This window comes from Hydrotalea sp. (assembly GCF_049968455.1).
Lineage (GTDB): Bacteria > Bacteroidota > Bacteroidia > Chitinophagales > Chitinophagaceae > Hydrotalea.
On sequence record NZ_JBMFQT010000018.1, the window covers coordinates 44,361 to 61,594 of the forward strand.

14 protein-coding genes and 1 other RNA gene are annotated in these 17,234 nt (G+C 37.2%); 10 read left to right on the top strand and 5 right to left on the bottom strand.

The genetic code is table 11. The annotated features are described in order from the left end of the window. The first annotated feature begins 3 nt into the window (after nucleotides 1-3). Nucleotides 4-732 carry a TrmH family RNA methyltransferase gene (locus ACP5P5_RS11990; protein ID WP_428286354.1) on the top strand — a complete coding sequence of 243 codons (729 nt, stop codon included), beginning with the start codon at nucleotides 4-6 and terminating at the stop codon, nucleotides 730-732. On the opposite strand, the gene ACP5P5_RS11995 is transcribed toward ACP5P5_RS11990, so the two are convergent. Next, on the bottom strand, nucleotides 719-1,951 hold the full coding sequence (locus tag ACP5P5_RS11995) for an ABC transporter permease (RefSeq protein WP_428286355.1): 1,233 nt from the start codon (nucleotides 1,949-1,951) through the stop codon (nucleotides 719-721). The two genes, ACP5P5_RS11990 and ACP5P5_RS11995, sit on opposite strands and share 14 nt — an antisense overlap. A 110-nt stretch (nucleotides 1,952-2,061) precedes the next feature. On the opposite strand from ACP5P5_RS11995, the gene ACP5P5_RS12000 reads away from it, so the two are divergent. After that, nucleotides 2,062-3,339: a DUF5103 domain-containing protein gene (locus tag ACP5P5_RS12000; protein ID WP_428286356.1), complete on the top strand. Its 1,278-nt coding sequence runs from the start codon at nucleotides 2,062-2,064 to the stop codon at nucleotides 3,337-3,339. Here ACP5P5_RS12000 and ACP5P5_RS12005 read toward each other — a convergent pair whose 3' ends face one another. Next, a complete protein-coding gene (locus ACP5P5_RS12005) occupies nucleotides 3,340-5,022 on the bottom strand; it encodes a glycosyltransferase family 39 protein (protein ID WP_428286357.1) in 1,683 nt (560 codons plus the stop codon). It abuts the gene before it with no gap. Between the two features lie 265 nt (nucleotides 5,023-5,287). Between ACP5P5_RS12005 and ffs the strand changes: the two genes are divergently transcribed. The 3 genes from ffs (at nucleotide 5,288) to ACP5P5_RS12020 (ending at nucleotide 6,969) form a co-directional block, all read left to right on the top strand. Then, nucleotides 5,288-5,387, top strand: an RNA gene (gene ffs / locus ACP5P5_RS12010) — signal recognition particle sRNA small type. A 67-nt stretch (nucleotides 5,388-5,454) separates the two neighbouring features. Beyond that, nucleotides 5,455-6,105: a fructose-6-phosphate aldolase gene (gene fsa, locus ACP5P5_RS12015; RefSeq protein WP_428286358.1), complete on the top strand. Its 651-nt coding sequence runs from the start codon at nucleotides 5,455-5,457 to the stop codon at nucleotides 6,103-6,105. Nucleotides 6,106-6,177: 72 nt separating this feature from the next. Further along, entirely contained in the window at nucleotides 6,178-6,969 is a 792-nt protein-coding gene (locus ACP5P5_RS12020; RefSeq protein ID WP_428286359.1) for a zinc-dependent peptidase, read from the top strand. 2 nt (nucleotides 6,970-6,971) lie between these two features. Here the strand turns inward: ACP5P5_RS12020 and ACP5P5_RS12025 are convergent, their stop codons facing one another. Then, nucleotides 6,972-8,018, bottom strand: coding sequence for a Gfo/Idh/MocA family oxidoreductase (locus ACP5P5_RS12025; RefSeq protein WP_428286360.1), 1,047 nt, complete (start codon nucleotides 8,016-8,018; stop codon nucleotides 6,972-6,974). 291 nt (nucleotides 8,019-8,309) lie between these two features. Here ACP5P5_RS12025 and ACP5P5_RS12030 point away from each other — a divergent pair, with 291 nt between their 5' ends. The 4 genes from ACP5P5_RS12030 to ACP5P5_RS12045 all read left to right on the top strand — a co-directional run bounded on the left by ACP5P5_RS12030 (nucleotide 8,310) and on the right by ACP5P5_RS12045 (nucleotide 14,224). After that, on the top strand, nucleotides 8,310-9,365 hold the full coding sequence (locus tag ACP5P5_RS12030; protein WP_428286361.1) for a flavin monoamine oxidase family protein: 1,056 nt from the start codon (nucleotides 8,310-8,312) through the stop codon (nucleotides 9,363-9,365). 159 nt (nucleotides 9,366-9,524) lie between these two features. After that, nucleotides 9,525-12,065, top strand: a complete 2,541-nt coding sequence (locus tag ACP5P5_RS12035) for a PIG-L family deacetylase (RefSeq protein ID WP_428286362.1) — start codon at nucleotides 9,525-9,527, stop codon at nucleotides 12,063-12,065. A gap of 4 nt (nucleotides 12,066-12,069) precedes the next feature. Further along, the gene (locus ACP5P5_RS12040; protein WP_170120469.1) at nucleotides 12,070-12,213 is read left to right on the top strand and encodes a hypothetical protein; all 144 of its coding nucleotides are present in this window, start codon (nucleotides 12,070-12,072) and stop codon (nucleotides 12,211-12,213) included. A 289-nt stretch (nucleotides 12,214-12,502) separates the two neighbouring features. Further along, nucleotides 12,503-14,224: a sodium:solute symporter gene (locus ACP5P5_RS12045; protein ID WP_428286363.1), complete on the top strand. Its 1,722-nt coding sequence runs from the start codon at nucleotides 12,503-12,505 to the stop codon at nucleotides 14,222-14,224. Here the strand turns inward: ACP5P5_RS12045 and ACP5P5_RS12050 are convergent. Further along, nucleotides 14,162-15,550 carry an APC family permease gene (locus tag ACP5P5_RS12050; RefSeq protein ID WP_428286364.1) on the bottom strand — a complete coding sequence of 463 codons (1,389 nt, stop codon included), beginning with the start codon at nucleotides 15,548-15,550 and terminating at the stop codon, nucleotides 14,162-14,164. The genes ACP5P5_RS12045 and ACP5P5_RS12050 overlap by 63 nt on opposite strands. A 49-nt stretch (nucleotides 15,551-15,599) precedes the next feature. On the opposite strand from ACP5P5_RS12050, the gene ACP5P5_RS12055 reads away from it, so the two are divergent. Then, nucleotides 15,600-16,862: an alpha-amylase family glycosyl hydrolase gene (locus ACP5P5_RS12055; RefSeq protein WP_428286365.1), complete on the top strand. Its 1,263-nt coding sequence runs from the start codon at nucleotides 15,600-15,602 to the stop codon at nucleotides 16,860-16,862. A gap of 42 nt (nucleotides 16,863-16,904) precedes the next feature. Here the strand turns inward: ACP5P5_RS12055 and ACP5P5_RS12060 are convergent. After that, nucleotides 16,905-17,234: hypothetical protein (locus ACP5P5_RS12060; RefSeq protein ID WP_428286366.1), on the bottom strand; the 330-nt coding region annotated here is incomplete at its 5' end.

The following is a 17,234-nucleotide window of genomic DNA, read 5'->3' on the forward strand; positions in this document are numbered from 1 at the left end:
TCAATGCTTAGTCGGAATGAGGTCAAATATATTCAATCTTTGTGCCACAAAAAACAACGTACCGAAGATGGGTTATTTTTAGCAGAAGGAGTAAAAATTGCCGATGAAATTTTGGCATCTGATTATACTATTAAAAAAATATATGCAACTGAGGCTTGGTATAGCCAACATAAAGCACTAACAGTACCTGTTAAAGTTATTACTGATGCTGAATTAGAACGTATCAGTCAGTTGCAAACTCCCAATGAAGTGCTTTTAGTGGTAGAACAAAAGCCCGAGACTATTTTAAACGGACAAATACATGATTGGGTATTGGTGTTAGATGGTATTCAAGATCCGGGAAATTTGGGAACCATTATTCGCATTGCCGACTGGTTTGGTATTCAACAAATTGTTTGTAGCAATGATACCGTGGAATGGTATAACCCTAAAGTTATTCAGAGCACCATGGGCAGTTTTTTACGCGTAAAACATTGGTACACCCCATTACCAACTTGGTTACAGCAAGTGAAAGTGCCGGTATTAGGAGCCGTTTTAAATGGCAAACCTGTGCAACAAATTCAAAAATATAATCATGCTATTTTAGTAATTGGCAGTGAAGGAAAAGGTATTCGCCCCGAATTATTTCCATACTTAACAGAGCCGGTAACCATTGTAAAAAAAGGTGGTGCAGAATCATTAAATGCGGCAGTGGCTAGCGGTATATTAATCTCACATCTTATCGGAATATAATTGCTTTAACGGGCTGTATTTTCTTTACCAAGGCAGTAGGAATCATTAATGCCAATAAGCAAACTATAGCAGTGCCCACACATACCATTACTACCTGCCAGGCTATTAAATGTACCGGGGCAACAGATACATAATAGTTGCTTTCATCCAAATGAATAAAACCTGTGTATTGTTGTAGCAAACAAATGCCTACCCCTGCAATTAACCCAATACCAATACCAAAAACGGAAATGAACCACGCATACAACAAAAAAATATTTTGTATTAGCCGGTCCGGTGCCCCTATAGCTTTTAAAATGCCAATCATTCGGGTACGTTCTAATACCAAAATGAGTAAGCAGGTAACCAAATTAATAATGGAAACAATGGACATAACAATAAATATTACGTTGCGATTAACATCTTGAATATTAAGCCAATCAAAAATATTCGGATATACATCTGCTATTGTTTTACTACCCCAAACATTCGGAAGTTCATTTAATAAATCATTATTTATGGCATTCATGTTTTTGTAGTTATTCACAAAAACTTCATAACCGCCAATGGCGTTAGCCGGCCAATTATTAATGAATTGAATCAGCCTAATATCGCCAATAGCAAAAAGTTTATCATATTCTTCAATACCGGTTTTATACAGGCCCACTACTTTTAATTTGCGATATGTATTACTACTACCGTCGGTGGCTATAAAAAAAATGCGCAAAGTGTCGCCTAATTGAATGTTCAGTTTATTAGCTATGTTATTGGAAAGAATAATTTGTTTTAAATAGCTACTATCATTCCATTCAAGCCAATGCCCCTGCGTTAAGTAGGGTTTTAGGCGAACACTGTCATAACCTGCATCAATGCCTTTGAATAAAATTCCTTCAATTTCTCCTTTGTGCGCCAATACAGCGCTTTTAGTAGCAAATACCTGAAAATGGCTAATGCCCGGTTGATGTTTTAATATATATTCAACGGTATCATTTCGTTCAATAGGGCTTTCTTCGGCTACCAAAGCCTTATCGGTTTCAAAATGTTGTACCCGAATGTTTCCCCAAAAGCTAAATACTTTTTGTGAGATAGTTTGCTGGAAACCATTTACAAAAGCCAAGGTAACAATCATAGCCATTACACTTACCGCTGTGGCAGCAATGGCCAAACGAATAATGAACCGTGAAAAGGTTTTTTGATGATTAAAAGTAATTTTTCGGGCTATGTGGAAAGCTACATTCAAACCAATGTATTTTGAATGTTCAAAACTAAGGGGTAGGTGCCAATCGGCAAAACGCAATTAAATTATGACATTCAAGCATAGTACTGTATTTTTATTTAAAAGTTTGAAACATGAAATGGCTATCACTGCTATTTTTTACTTGTTGTATGTCGTTTTTAAAAGCGCAGGTATATGTTGATTCGGTTTATATGCCTACCATTGGTAATGTTTCCTTTTTTGTTCAAAACAATCAGCAAAGCATGCCCGTTATCCACTTAAATTCTGCCGAGCAGTTGGAATTGCATTTTGATGATATGGTTAGTTATCCCCGTAATTTTTATTATACATTTGTTTTATGTAATGCCGATTGGCAACCTGCCGATGTAAGTATTTTCGATTATTTAAAAGGATTTCAGCAGCAAACCATTAATCAATACCGCATTTCATCCATCACTCCTGAAAGGTATGTTGCTTATCAGTTATTATTACCCGATGCCAATGCCATGCCTGCTGTTAGCGGAAACTATATTTTAAAAGTTTTTTTAGATGGCGATACTTCTAAACTAGCATTTACCCGCCGCTTTTTTGTGGTGCATAACAGGGTTGATATTGCAGCTAATATTGCCCAACCATTCAATAGCCAATTGTTTTTAACCCATCAAAAAGTGCAGCTAAGCATTAATATTAAAGAGTTGAATATTTTAAATCCGCAGCAGCAATTAAAGGTAATGATAATGCAAAATTATCGCTGGGACAATGCTATTACCGGTATTCAACCTATTTTTATTAATAATAATATTTATCAATATAATGCAGAACAAGATTGTGTTTTCCCCGGAGGCAAAGAATACCGATGGGCTAATTTAGAAAGTTTTCGGTATCAAAGTGAAAGGGTAGCTTCAGTTGATAAATCAAGCATTCCCTACCAGGTATATTTGAAGAATGATTATGACTTATCTGGGCAACCTTATTTGTTAATGAACGACATCAACGGATGGTACACCATTAGTACTACCGAAATGGTGAATCCTTGGTGGCAAACCGATTATGCTTATGTGCATTTTACCTTCGTACCACCCGGTAATCATGCCTTTACCGGGCAAGATGTTTATATTTTAGGTGCACTCACTAACAATCAGTTATCCGAACGAAATAAAATGCATTTTAATGCAGATAAAGGGGTTTATGAACAAACTTTATTTTTAAAACAGGGATATTACAATTATACCTATGTTACCCGCCCTGCCAATGAAACCACCGGGCCGGGATTTTTAAAACTTACCGATGGTAATAGTTGGGAAACAGAAAACGATTATACCATTTTTGTGTATTATCGCTCATTAAACGATCGATATGATGAATTAGTGGGAATGCTCACCATTAATTCCCGATTCAATCGCCAGCGATAGTTAATGCGTATTTTCTTCGTCTATAATTTCAATGGTTGAAACATCGCTATTCAGTGTTTGTCCTAAATTATTGCCCGTCCAAACCCCCATTTTATAAGCCCCTTTTTTTAAAGCAGGAAGGGCTACTTTTAAAGTATCAATAATAAAGTTATTGCCTGCAATTTGCATGTAGGTAGGGTGGTGCAAACTTTTAATTATTTCATGTTGTCCGTTATGCATCAACAGTATACCAACATCTGTTTTAAAATCTTTGGTGTGTAAGTAATAGGGTTTAGGTAATGGATTTTTAATAGTAATAGGTATATGAATGGTATCGCCGCTGTGTATGGGTTTAGCGGGTATAGTATAATTAACTTGTAAAAATTGTGTAGGGAAAAAAGCATTCATATTCCACACTTTTTCTTGGAAATGGGGAACGGACCCGGCAGCCAATGAATCAGGTAAATCTCCAACAACCAATACCGGTTTGCCTATCCAGTTTTTATATTCTTTCCAAATATCGAATTGTGAATTTCTATTATCAATAGTGGCTATTGATGCAGCAGGTTTTCCCGTAAAATAATAATACAATGCAGGTTCTATATGGTTGTCTACAAAAACCACGGGTTTATTGTTGGCCGTTTTTGCTATTGCTTCATATTTCTGTGCATTACCCGAAAAGCCCATTTGTTTGGGCAGCACATTCAATATTAATGCGGTGCGTAAACCCAAAATCAAAACTACAGTGGCTACAATTAGTTTTCTGCTAAACTTTAAAAAGGAAGTGTTTGCTGTTAAGTATTCATTAATAATGATTAACATGGGTACAGCCGCTGCTATGGTCCAATGCGGTTCCGCATGTCCCCTAAATGTGGTTAACCAGAATATAAGAATAAAACCAATTACATTAAAATATAGCGCTCTATGATATAAATCTTTTCTATGGTATTTTATAATAATGTAAACAGCCGTTGTTAAAATAATCGGATTAAATGATAATAGTTGGTTAGGAATATATTCCCAGAAATAGGCCCATTTAAATGTTACTGCTCTTTCCACTACATGAAATTTAATAGATGGAAAGCCATTGTTAAACTGCCAAACTAAATGTGGTAAAAACAACAGTATTGTTAAACCTGCAATTACATAGGTCACCCGTTTTTTAAACAATGCAGGATTAGAAAGTAATGTTAATGCTATCACTAAAAATCCTTGGTATTTGCTATACAAAAGTCCGGTACTGCTAACAATAAGAAGCACAATATGCCATAAAGTAATTTTACGCAGAAATTGTTGGTAAGCATATAGAAAAAGGGCAGTAAAAAACAGCAGAGGAGCATCCGGTGTACTTAAAAAACCATATACCGTAAACATGACAACAGAAAATGCCGAAAGAAAAAAGAATAGAATTTGTTGGTTGCCCGGTTTACTTCTTAAATCTAATTGTTCCCATATAAACCATAGGGCTATAGGTTGTAAAACAACACTGAAAAAACGTACTTTTAAAATATTATGAAAAATAAGATTGCTGAGATGTATTAATAGAGCAACAAATGGTGGATGATCAAAATATCCCCAAGCTAAATGCCGGCTGTATAAATAATAATAAGCTTCATCTTCTTGAATGTTGGTATATATAGCTTGCAGCAGGTTAATGAGGAACCAGGCTGTAAGAAATATGTAAATTTTTTTATTACCCTTCATTGCCAAACTTTTTTTAAAAAAGAATTTGTTTAGCCGGGTATGGTGAATGCGTTTAGGTAGCTAAGAACAACAATGCGTTACGCTATATTGTTGCAAAATTAAACACTGATTTTTTTTTGAATAGAACTAAAGTCACAAAAGTTGTAAAAGAAAGTTGTTTAGAACGCTGTGTTTTTTATTCACATTTACATGAATGGGAATGTTGGTTAAAAAAAACGATGCAGTCAATTCGCAATAATTTAATTACTTGTCTTACATTTGCACCCGGCAGGTCTTACACGACCAGCTCCTGCTGAACCTCCCCAGGGCAGGAATGCAGCAAGGATAGGCGGTTGTAGCGGTGCGATGTGAGTAGCCTGCCATTTTTTTCTTTTCACTTCGTGAAATGATACCTCACCTTCAGTCTATTATTCACTGTTTAAATAGTTTATCATGAAATTTTTTATTGATACCGCTAATTTGGCTCAAATTAAAGAGGCCAATGATTTAGGTATTTTAGATGGTGTAACCACCAATCCCTCTTTAATGGCTAAAGAAGGCGTTAAAGGTACTGACGCTATTATGAATCATTATAAAACCATTTGTGAAATGGTGAATGGTGATATTAGTGCAGAAGTATTTTCTACCGATTTTGATGGCATTATTGCCGAAGGTAAAAAATTAGCTGCTATTCATCCAAACATCGTGGTTAAAGTACCCATGATTAAAGATGGTGTAAAGGCCATTAAATGGTTTACCGATAACGGCATTAGAACCAATTGCACTTTGGTGTTTTCAGCCGGTCAGGCTATACTGGCTGCCAAAGCAGGTGCAAAATATGTATCACCCTTTTTAGGCCGTATTGATGATAGCAATTGGGATGGGGTTGAGTTAATTGCCCAAATTGCACACATCTATTCTGTACAAGGTTTTGAAACAGAAATTTTAGCTGCTTCTATTCGCAGTTCATTACACATTGTGAAATGTGCAGAAGCCGGTGCTGATGTATGCACATGCCCGCTCGATTCCATTTTAGGCCTATTGAAACATCCATTAACCGATATTGGATTGGCTAAATTCTTAGAAGATGCTAAAAAAATGTAATTTTTAGTTTTTTAATTTATAGAAAAAACTACATACCCGGTATGTAGTTTTTTTAATGAAAAATAGTTGCTTATGCTTGCTTGGGTACTTATTGCCGTAACAACTGCACTTATTGCTATTATTATTTTTTGGCCGCGCCACCAAAAAGTTCAACCCATGCCTAATAATTGGCGGCAACTGCTGCAACAAAATGTAACATTTTATAAGGCATTAAGTGCAACCGATAAAACAAAATTCGAGCAAAGGGTAATGCAATTTTTAAATAATGTAGCCATTCACCCGGTAAAAACAACATTAACCGATTTAGATAAGGTATTAATTGGCAGCAGTGCTATTATTCCTATTTGGGCATTTCCTAAATGGGAATACTTCAATTTAAAACATATTTTATTATATCCCAACGCATTTGAAGCGCAAACCTTTGATATACAAGGTGAAAACCGCGATGTATTAGGTATGGTAGGTACCGGAGTAATGAATCAAATCATGATTTTATCGCAAGTTGCAGTAAGAGAAGGTTTTTTGAATCATTATTCAAAAAGTAATACAGCTATTCATGAATTCGTGCATTTGTTAGACAAGTCCGATGGTGCTACCGATGGTATTCCTGAAAATTTATTAGACAAAGCTTATGTTTTGCCTTGGGTAAAATTAATGCATGAAACTATCCGGCAAATGCAGGAACAACATTCCGACATTAATATTTACGGAGCCACCAATCCTGCAGAATTTTTGGCAGTAGTAAGTGAATATTTTTTTTCGCAACCTCATTTGTTGGCGGAACACCATCCCCAATTGTATGAGTTGTTAGAAAAAATATTTCATCAAAATCCGGCATCATATAACATACAGCCGGCAATATAAAATTAGCTTAATGACACTTTACAGCCTAACCGATTGCTTTCAAATGCTTTCTCAATAATATCAATCACTTTGGTGCTTTCGTCAATGGTAACGGGTAGGGGTTTGCCATGAATGAGTGCTTGAAATAAATCTTCAAAATAGCCCATATAATCCCCTTTTTCAGTGGGTACGTGCTCTTTTACCACTTCACCATTTATTAAGGTATGCAGTAAGCCCTCTTCTTCTTTCGGTTCAATGCCCCAATTTGGCATGGTGGGCTTTAGGCCTTCAATTAAATGTTTCTCTTGTACATCGGCTTTCGACTTTAAAAAAGTACCTAAAGTGCCAAATACAATATATCCGGGTAAAGGTTCCCGAATAAAATAGCCGCTTTTTAAACGAACCCTGGTTTTAGGATAATATAACAATACTTCAAAATAATCGTCAATCACACTTCCGGGGCGGGTATAAGCAATATCAGCAAATAAGGCTTCGGGCTTGCCAAACAGTTGCAATGCCTGATCAATTAAATGCGATCCTAAATCGTATAAAACACCGGTACCTGGTTTGCCGGTTTCTTTATGGGCTTTTGAACTTAATTGGGGCGCGTATCGATCGAACCTTAACTCCGCTTCTACAATATTGCCTAATACACCCGATGTAATAATGCGTTTAGTGGTTAAATAATCGCTATTGTAGCGTCTGTTTTGATAAGGACATATTATTTTGTTTTTTTCAATGGCCAATTGCTTTAATTCGTTTGCCTCTTTCACTGTAACCGTTATTGGCTTTTCTAAAACAACATTTTTGCCGGCCAACAATGCCTTTTGTGTATACTCAAAGTGGGTATCGTTAGGGGTATTTACAATTACTAAGTCAATATCATCTGCCAATAATTCATCAATGGTATCATACGATTTTGCCTGCGGATAAATTTGTTGTATTTGTTTTTTGCTTCTTTCCAAGGCTCCTTTTAACCGGTAGCCGGGATGTGCATCAATAAAAGGCGCATGAAATACTTTACCGCTCATTCCAAAAGAAAGTAGCGCTGTTTTAATGGGTGCATTCATGGTTAAGAAAAATTTGTAATAGTTGAATGGAATTTATCTTATCATTCAGTTGCCGAAGCTACAATATTTTAAAGTAGTTTCTCATCATTTTTTTCTATTAATGCGTAACTAAATAGTAATTTTTTAAATAATGTTATTGTTAAAAAGAGATTTTTTATTGATTGGTGGTTGCATCTATACAACAACCCAATGGTATTTTTGTTGATATTGCCGGAATGCAAGGATGGGTTTGTATGGTGTTGCAATACTTTAGTGTATCAGGCACATATTATTTTTGAAAAATGTATAGGTATGTATGACGTAATTATTGTCGGTAGTGGTTTAAGTGGATTAGTGGCTGCGCAGCAGTTACTGCAATACGGAAAAAAAATATTGGTTTTAGAAGCTCAACCACAAATCGGTGGTAGAATTCAAACTTATACCGGTATCAATGGCACACCTATGGAAATGGGTGCTACCTGGTTGGGTAACAAGCATACTTATTTGCGGCAATTATTAACGCAATCCGGAATAACCTTATTTGAACAATGGCAGGGTGGGAATGCCATTATTGAAGCACAAGGTATAATGGAAAAGTATGCAATGCCTCCAGCGGAGCCTTATTATAGAATAACCGGTGGCAGTTCTTCTATTATACAATATCTTGCTAATTTCATAGGCCTTGCAACCATTCATACAAATGCAGTGGTAAACGCCATTGAATGGAAGGATGATTATCTGCAGGTAATTTGTAACAATGGTCATTCATACACCTCTTCTTCTGTTATTATGGCCATTCCTCCACAAGTTGCTGCAAAAACCATCACCTTCCAACCTGCATTACCCAATCATTTAGTACAAATAATGCAGCATACCCAAACCTGGATGGCGGGGTCCATTAAATTTGCCTTAGCCTATACAACCCCATTTTGGAAACAAATATTCAATGTTAGCACTATATACAGCGATAAGGGTCCGGCTACAGAAATGTACGACCATACTGATGCAACAGAACAGCATTTTGCTTTAAAAGGATTTTTATTGCCCCATTTGAGTAAAGCAACACCCTTGCAAAGAAAAGAATGGGTGGTACAACAATTTCAGCGCTATTTTGGTACCATGGCTAATTCCTTTATTCAATATACCGACTATGTATGGTGTAATAATTGGGTGGGCTGTGGTGAAGAACAGAACCACTTATTGCCACACCAAAATAACGGCCATTATTTATACACCAACAGTTATATGAACGAACGTTTATTTTGGGCGGGCACTGAAACGGCACAGCAATTTGGTGGGTATATGGATGGTGCAGTTGAAGCCGGTTTACGTGCTGCTAATGCCATACAACAAATGCCCATACATTAAAAAGGTATTAATGCCCGGTTAAGTGTATGCAGCCATTCATCCTGATGCCTTGTTAAGTTTTAAAAGGTTCAGTTATCTTCGTAAACATTTTACATAAGGTTTGCCACCAAATATTCTTTTTTTCTGTTGGCTTTCAGAAATTAATTAGTAAAATATATTATGCGAAAAATTACTCTATTATTGGCAGGCATTTTTATTTTTCTGTGCAATGGGCCAATGTGGGCACAATTGCCCCCTATTGAAAACAGTGCTACCATATACTTGCAAATGAAAAAATTAAATGTATTGGGTAGTGTTTTATATGTTGCTGCGCATCCCGATGATGAAAACAATACTTTATTGCCCTATTTAGCGAAAGGTGCATTGTATAAAACTGCTTATTTAAGTTTAACCCGTGGCGATGGGGGACAAAATTTAATTGGTGATGAACAGGGTTTTGAATTGGGCTTAATAAGAACAGAAGAATTGCTCGCTGCCCGCCGCATTGACGGCAGTGGTCAATATTTTAGCCGTGCTTATGAATTTGGATTTAGTAAAAGTGCCGATGAGGCTTTACACACTTGGGATAAAGACAAAGTATTGGCCGATATTGTATGGGTGATACGCAAATACCAGCCCGATATTCTTATTACCCGATTTCCACGCGATAAGCGTGCAGGCCATGGCCACCATTGGGCTTCGGCTATTTTAGCCAATGAAGCCTTTAAAGCTGCCGCCGACCCAACGAAATTTCCCGAACAATTTCAATACGGCGTTAAGCCATGGCAAGCCAAGCGCATTATGTGGAACACTTACAACTTTGGAAGTGTTAATACAACAGCTAATGATCAGTTGAAAATTGAAGTAGGGGGATACAATCCTTTGTTGGGAGAGAGCTATGGCGAAATTGGCGGTGAAGCAAGAAGCATGCACAAAAGCCAAGGCGAAGGCAGGCCAAGAAGAGAGGGCAGTATTACGGAATATTTTACCACTACCGGGGGTACACCACCCGATAGTACTTTGATGGATGGAATTAATATTACCTGGACAAGAATTAAAGGCGGCAATGCCATTATACCAAAAGTAAATGCATTGTTGCAACAATATGATATTCAACATCCTGAACATTCAATCCCTGCATTGGTAGAAATTTATCATGCCATACAACAACTGCCTGAACAAAATAATTGGACAAAAGAAAAGTTGAATGAAGTGAAAGATTTAATAGTTGCCTGCAGTGGTTTAATGGCCGAAGCTACCAGTAATAATGAATATGCCGTACAGGGCCAACACATGCAGTTACAATTTTTTGTGAACAAACGGTTACCCGTTGCTGTGCAGTTACAGCAAATTAGCTTGGCCAGCGAACAAACTATCTTATTCGACACAACCTTACACAGCAACTTATCAACCAACAATAATATTGCCTTCGATAAACAATTCCCCGTAGCATTGCAACAGCCCATTTCTCAACCTTATTGGTTGGCCAAACCCATGGAGAATGTAGGGATGTTTACGGTAACAGACCAAACCTTAATTGGCAGGCCGGAAAGTAAACCTGCTTATACTGCTACTTTTACTTTTAAGGTAGATGATATTACTTTTACTATTCAAAAGCCGGTACAATACAAGTATGTTGATCCTGTTAGGGGAGAAGTGTATGATCCCTTTGTTGTAACTCCACCCGTTGTTGTTGGCTTGCAACCCAATGTAGCATTGAATAATGTTATTCGTAATGGAAAGCCCATACCTACGCCCGACATGCATTTGCAATTGCAGGCCAATTACAATGCCGCTTCTGTACCGGTAACATTTCAATTACGACAAGGAACTAACGTTGTTTATTCAAAAGATACAGTACTGCAATTTGAAAACGGGAAAAACTATGCATGGTCCGTTCCTTTAAACAGGGTATTTCAAACCAATCAGTCACAAATTATTCAACCTTCGGTAACCTTGCCGGTGCTGGGGCAAAAAGAAACCTATCATTATAATTTAAAACGTATAGCCTACAACCATATTCCAACCATACATTATTTTTATACCGACAGTGTAAAAGTAATTACCGAGCCAATTAAAGTGGTGGGTACAAAAGTAGGGTATGTAGCCGGTGCAGGCGATAAACTACCCGAAGCCATTCAGCAATTGGGTTATTCGGTGCAAATGTTGCAGGAGCAAGATATAACAGATGAAAAGTTACGTCAATTTGATGCCGTTATTATTGGTATTCGTGCTTATAATATTCATGAGTTTTTAACCACTAAAAACGATATTCTTAATCGCTACATCTATAATGGAGGTAACTTGATTATTCAATATTTTAAAAGCAATTATATTAATAACAAACCTGTAAAAGCAGGGCCTTATGCTTTTTTGGTAAATGGTAGTCCACGAGTTACAGAAGAAAATTCGCCTGTGCAATTTGTATTACCCAAACATAGTGTACTCAATTATCCAAACACCATTACGGAAAAAGACTTTGAAGGATGGGTACAAGAGCGAAGCACATACCAGGCACAAACCAACGATACCCATTTTGAAATGCCGCTTCAAATGCACGATAGCGGTGAAGCACCCTCAAAAGGTAGTTTGCTGATTGCCCCTTATGGTAAAGGCAATGTGGCTTATGTTAGTTTGGTATTGTTTAGGCAATTACCTGCAGGTGTGCCCGGTGCTTATAAATTAATGGCCAATTTAATTGCATTACCTAAACACAATTAATTACATGCATCCACGAAAAAAAATAGGTTTTGTTACTTTATTAATTATTGGAATTGCGCTGGGTTTTTTAATTAAAAACGTGAAAATAGGTTTGATAATTGGCTTGGCCATAGGCTTGTTTGCCGGAAGTTTGGTGAATAGTAAATAAACGCGCTAATGTAAATTGGTTAAACTTTTTAAAAAATAGCTTCAAAAAAAGTTATTACTTTCCTGTTTGACAATTATTCCGTAAAATGCAATAGCAAAGCAGCTGTTTATGCTAATAAGTTTGCATAAAATGCTATTAAAAAAAGTGTAGTGTAAATAAAAATGAATGCAGCCATGGCATCTAATAAAAATATATCTTTTTGGTCGGGATGGAACAAATGGTATATACTGATTGTAGTTGTATTGGTTGTTGAAATTTTATTTTTTTCCTGGTTTACACATTATTTTTCATGAACCGAATAGACTGGCTGGTACTTATACTGATACTATCTGGCATTATAGCTTACGGATTGTATAAAAGCAGAACAGAAAAAAATCTGGATGGCTATTTTTTGTCCAATCGGTCTATGCCCTGGTATTTAATTTTACTCAGTGTAATGGGTACACAGGCCAGTGCCATTACTTTTCTTTCTGCACCCGGGCAGGCATTTACTGACGGTATGCGCTTTGTGCAATACTATTTTGGTTTGCCCTTAGCAATGATTGTTATTTGCATCAGTTTCGTGCCTTTATTTAGTAAATTAAAAGTATATACTGCTTATGAATTTTTAGAGCAACGTTTTAATTTGAATACAAGGGTTTTTACCTCCTTCTTATTTCTTTTATCCCGTGGGCTTTCTACCGGTATAAGTATTTATGCACCTGCTATTATTCTTTCCTCTTTATTTGGCTGGAATATTTATCTCACCAATATTTTAATGGGGGGCTTATTAATTATTTATACGGTTAGCGGGGGTGCCAAAGCAGTAGCCTATACCCAACAATTACAGTTGGCGATTATTTTTGTTGGAATGATTATAGCTGCCTACATGATTGTGCATCTTTTACCCAACGGTGTAGGGTTTACGGATGCTTTGAAGATTAGCGGCAGCAGTGGTAAATTAAATGTTATTACTACCGGATTATCTTCAAAAGGGTTTAACTGGAATGATAAATACAATTTGTTTAGTGGCATTATTGGCGGATTTTTTCTAGCCTTATCCTATTTCGGTACCGATCAAAGTCAGGTGGGGCGCTACTTAACCGCCAAAAATGATAAAGAAAGTAAAGTAGGTTTATTAATGAATGGATTGGTAAAAGTGCCCATGCAATTCGGTATATTATTAATTGGCGCATTGTTATTTACTTTTTATCAATTCACTCGTCAACCTATTTTTTTCAATCAGGTAGTACACGAGCAGCTATTGCAAAGCAGTGAAAAAAACAATGCCCTTCAGTTAGAAAATACCTACAACCAAATCAATCAGCAAAAGCAACAAGTGTTGGCACATTGGAACGATAATACTTTATTAGCCAAACAGCAGTTACAACAGTTAAACAATCAGGCTGCCGATGTAAAAAACAACTATCAACAATTATTACAAAAGGCAGGTATTAATGGCGATACCAATGATACCAACTATATTTTTTTACGGTTTGTCATTGATTATTTACCGCATGGGTTAGTAGGTTTATTAATTGCTATTATTTTTTTAGCCTCTTGGGGATCCATTGCAGCAGCCCTAAATTCATTAGCAGCTACATCGGTTATTGATTTTCATTTGCGATTTAAGAAATCAGCTACCGATATGCCTGCCAATTTTGATGATGCACTGAGCAAGTATCATATTTCAAAATATTACACATTAGCCTGGGGCATTTTTTGCATTGTAATAGCCGAGTTTGTAATAGGCATGGGCAGTTTAATAGAAGCCGTGAATGTGTTGGGGTCATTGTTTTATGGGGTAATACTCGGTATTTTTTTAGTGGCCTTTTACATGAAACAAATAAAAGGCAACGCCGTATTTTGGGCGGCTATATTGAGCGAGGTAGTAGTGGTTTTAGTGTTTGTGTTGAATAAATACAACATTATTGGTATTAGCTTTTTATGGCTAAATGTAATTGGTGCTTTATTGGTTATGCTGTTGGGTCTGTTGTTTCAATATATTTTCTCCATCCGCCAACCTGTTTGAAAATGGCCATTCTTTATTGCTTTTGGCTTTTAAAAAATATGCTATGGTACCTAAGGCCGTTACCGTTATTCCTCCCAGCATCATAGTAGTTCCTGTTGATATAAAAATATACAGCCATATCAAAATAGCCAGTACAGCCGGTATAGGATACAAGGGCATATGCCATGCAAAGTATTGTTTCCCTTTTCGTTTTACCAATAAAATTAAACCAACCGACTGACCAATAAATTGTATTAAAATACGCATGGCTAAAATAGCATCAATTACATCGCGTAGCCGGAATAATAAGCTGAATACAAAGGCAGTTGCCCCCAACACCAAAAGCGATACATAAGGGAAATGTTTGGTGGGATGCAGTTTTGCAAACACTTTAAAAAAAGCTCCATCTGCCGCTGCTGCATAGGGAATACGGCTATAGCCTAAGGTAGCTGAAAACACCGATGCAAAAGCTACCCATAGAATTAATAGCGTTGCTACTTTTGCAGCGGAATTTCCGGCTATTTGTTCAATAAAACTGCTAACCACAAATTTGCTTTGTTGAATAACCGGTAAGGGTAATACCCCTGCAATACTGATGTTCATTAATAAGTACAATACAGCAATACCGGCAATTGAAATAAACATACTGCGCGGAATGTTTTTACGGGGATGTTTAATTTCTCCACCTAAGTGGCAAACATTATAATAACCCAAATAGCTGTACACCGTTTTTACACTGGCAAATCCCAATGAAGCGGCAAAGGCATGATTAATAGTTAATCCATCATTCATGTGTAAAATAGGTTGCATAAAATGGCCATGCAATAAGCCACCGCTAATTATCCAAACCATGGTAAACAATACACCGCTCCATAAAAACACACTAATTTTTCCAATGGCATCAATTTTTCTGTACAATAAAAAAACAATGGCAATAACAACGGTTCCGCTAATGCATTTTGACACGAAATTGCTGTAAGGAAATAAAAATGAAGCATACTGTGCAAAGCCAATAGCCGCAGAGGCTATTACCAATGGGGCTTGAATCATGGTTTGCCATACAAATAAAAAACTCATTAACTTCCCCCACTTGGGGCCATAGCCTTCTTTTAAAAAGTTATAACTACCTCCCGCTAAAGGAAAAGTAGCACCCAATTGACTCCATACATTCGCATCAATTACCGACAGCAAAGCGCCGGCTATCCAGGCATACAAATACCAAGGGCCATTCATACTTTCGGCTACCACGCTCAACACCACAAAAGGGCCAATACCCACCATATCCGTCATGTTAATGGCAGTTGCTTGTAATAAACTAATCTTTCTGTCTAGTTTTGGTTTATTCATCTTCAGTTTACAAAATAAGGCTTTTCTTTGTTGTAAACATCGTGTTGTTATGGCCAATCATTTTCCCATGGTGAACTGGGCTAACGGAGCCGGTATTTATGAAGTAAATATTCGGCAATACACCCCCGAGGGTACCTTTCAGGCATTTGCCAAACATTTACCCCGTTTACAACAAATGGGGGTACGTATATTGTGGTTCATGCCCATTACACCCATTAGTCAGGAAAAACGGTTAGGGGTATTAGGCAGCTATTATGCTTGCAGTACCTATACGGATATTAATCCTGAGTTTGGAACTATTGCTGATTTTCAACATTTGGTACAACAAGCACAGGCGTTGGGTATGAAAGTGATTATTGATTGGGTAGCCAATCATACCGGATGGGATCATGAATGGACGAAAGCGCATCCCGATTGGTATATCAAAGATGCCCACGGTGGGTTTACTGAAAAGAACGGATGGACCGATGTAATAGATTTAGATTATACCAATGCCTCCATGCGTGCCGCCATGATAGCAGCCATGCAATTCTGGATAAAAACTGCCCATATTGATGGGTTTCGGTGCGATATGGCCCATTTAGTGCCCTTAGATTTTTGGGTAGAAGCACGCAGGCAATGCGATGCCGTTAAGCCCCTGTTTTGGTTAGCGGAAACTGAAAATGTGGCTTATCATGATGCCTTTGATGTTAGTTACGCTTGGGAATGGATGCATCAAACCGAAGCCTATGTAAAAGGGAATGCGCCCTTAAGTGCCTTATACAACGTATTGCATCATTACACACAATATCCCCCCAATAGTTTTAAATTATTTTTTACGGCTAACCACGATGAAAACAGTTGGAATGGTACCGAGTATGAAAAATATGGTGATGCAGCTTTGCCATTGGCCGTACATAGTTTTTTATGGAAGGGTTTCCCCCTTATTTACAGTGGGCAAGAAAATCCCAACAAAAAACGCCTTTCTTTCTTTAATAAGGACTTGATTGAATGGCAACCGACGCCTGCTTTAGCTTCATTTTATAGTACATTATCTAAATTACGTCAATCACCCATCGTTATGGAAGGCGATACCTTTATTTTACCTGTTGATGGTAACAATATTATGGCCTTTATGCGCCATTGGCAAAACGAAGTACTATTGGTGTTATTGAATTTAAGTAGTGAACCACGCCAAAAATTGGTTGTGCAACATGCATTATTAAGTGGTGCATTTACCAATGTTTTTTCCGGTATTACCCACACTTTAACGGCACCTGCTTCATTTGAATTGCAGGCATTTGAATATTTGGTGTACCATAAGCAAGGGTAAGTAAGGGTAATAGCGCTGAATTACACTGTAGCATCATGTAATTCAATTGTGGCAGTGTTGCTTATCTAAGGCTGTATTTCCATTCATTTGGTTATTTTCCGTAAGTACATCTTTATTTTTAAACGCAATTTGCAAATGCCGGGGCAGAACTTGCAGCCCATGTAATACTGCCAGCTGTTCTGCAGCTTCCTGCAAAGACAATCCTTGTTTTAATAGTTGAATTAAGTGGCCTGTAATGCGTTGTTGCAAACCCTTTTGTGGGGGTAGTTGCCGATAAATGGCACTGGCAACGGGTGAAGCTATTTTCAGCCATTCACTGTATTGGCGTTGCGTGGCAAAAGCCGGATCGGAATAAAAGCGTTGTTGATTGAT

Bases quoted from the DNA above. Each gene is read 5' to 3' on its own strand.
- ACP5P5_RS12030 (WP_428286361.1), top strand. From the start codon at position 8,310: ATGTATGACGTAATTATTGTCGGTAGTGGTTTAAGTGGATTAGTGGCT.
- ACP5P5_RS12025 (WP_428286360.1), bottom strand. From the start codon at position 8,018: ATGAATGCACCCATTAAAACAGCGCTACTTTCTTTTGGAATGAGCGGT.
- fsa (WP_428286358.1), top strand. From the start codon at position 5,455: ATGAAATTTTTTATTGATACCGCTAATTTGGCTCAAATTAAAGAGGCC.
- ACP5P5_RS12005 (WP_428286357.1), bottom strand. From the start codon at position 5,022: ATGAAGGGTAATAAAAAAATTTACATATTTCTTACAGCCTGGTTCCTC.
- ACP5P5_RS12050 (WP_428286364.1), bottom strand. From the start codon at position 15,550: ATGAATAAACCAAAACTAGACAGAAAGATTAGTTTATTACAAGCAACT.
- ACP5P5_RS12045 (WP_428286363.1), top strand. From the start codon at position 12,503: ATGAACCGAATAGACTGGCTGGTACTTATACTGATACTATCTGGCATT.
- ACP5P5_RS11990 (WP_428286354.1), top strand. From the start codon at position 4: ATGCTTAGTCGGAATGAGGTCAAATATATTCAATCTTTGTGCCACAAA.
- ACP5P5_RS12055 (WP_428286365.1), top strand. From the start codon at position 15,600: ATGGCCAATCATTTTCCCATGGTGAACTGGGCTAACGGAGCCGGTATT.
- ACP5P5_RS12020 (WP_428286359.1), top strand. From the start codon at position 6,178: ATGCTTGCTTGGGTACTTATTGCCGTAACAACTGCACTTATTGCTATT.
- ACP5P5_RS12040 (WP_170120469.1), top strand. From the start codon at position 12,070: ATGCATCCACGAAAAAAAATAGGTTTTGTTACTTTATTAATTATTGGA.
- ACP5P5_RS12035 (WP_428286362.1), top strand. From the start codon at position 9,525: ATGCGAAAAATTACTCTATTATTGGCAGGCATTTTTATTTTTCTGTGC.
- ACP5P5_RS12000 (WP_428286356.1), top strand. From the start codon at position 2,062: ATGAAATGGCTATCACTGCTATTTTTTACTTGTTGTATGTCGTTTTTA.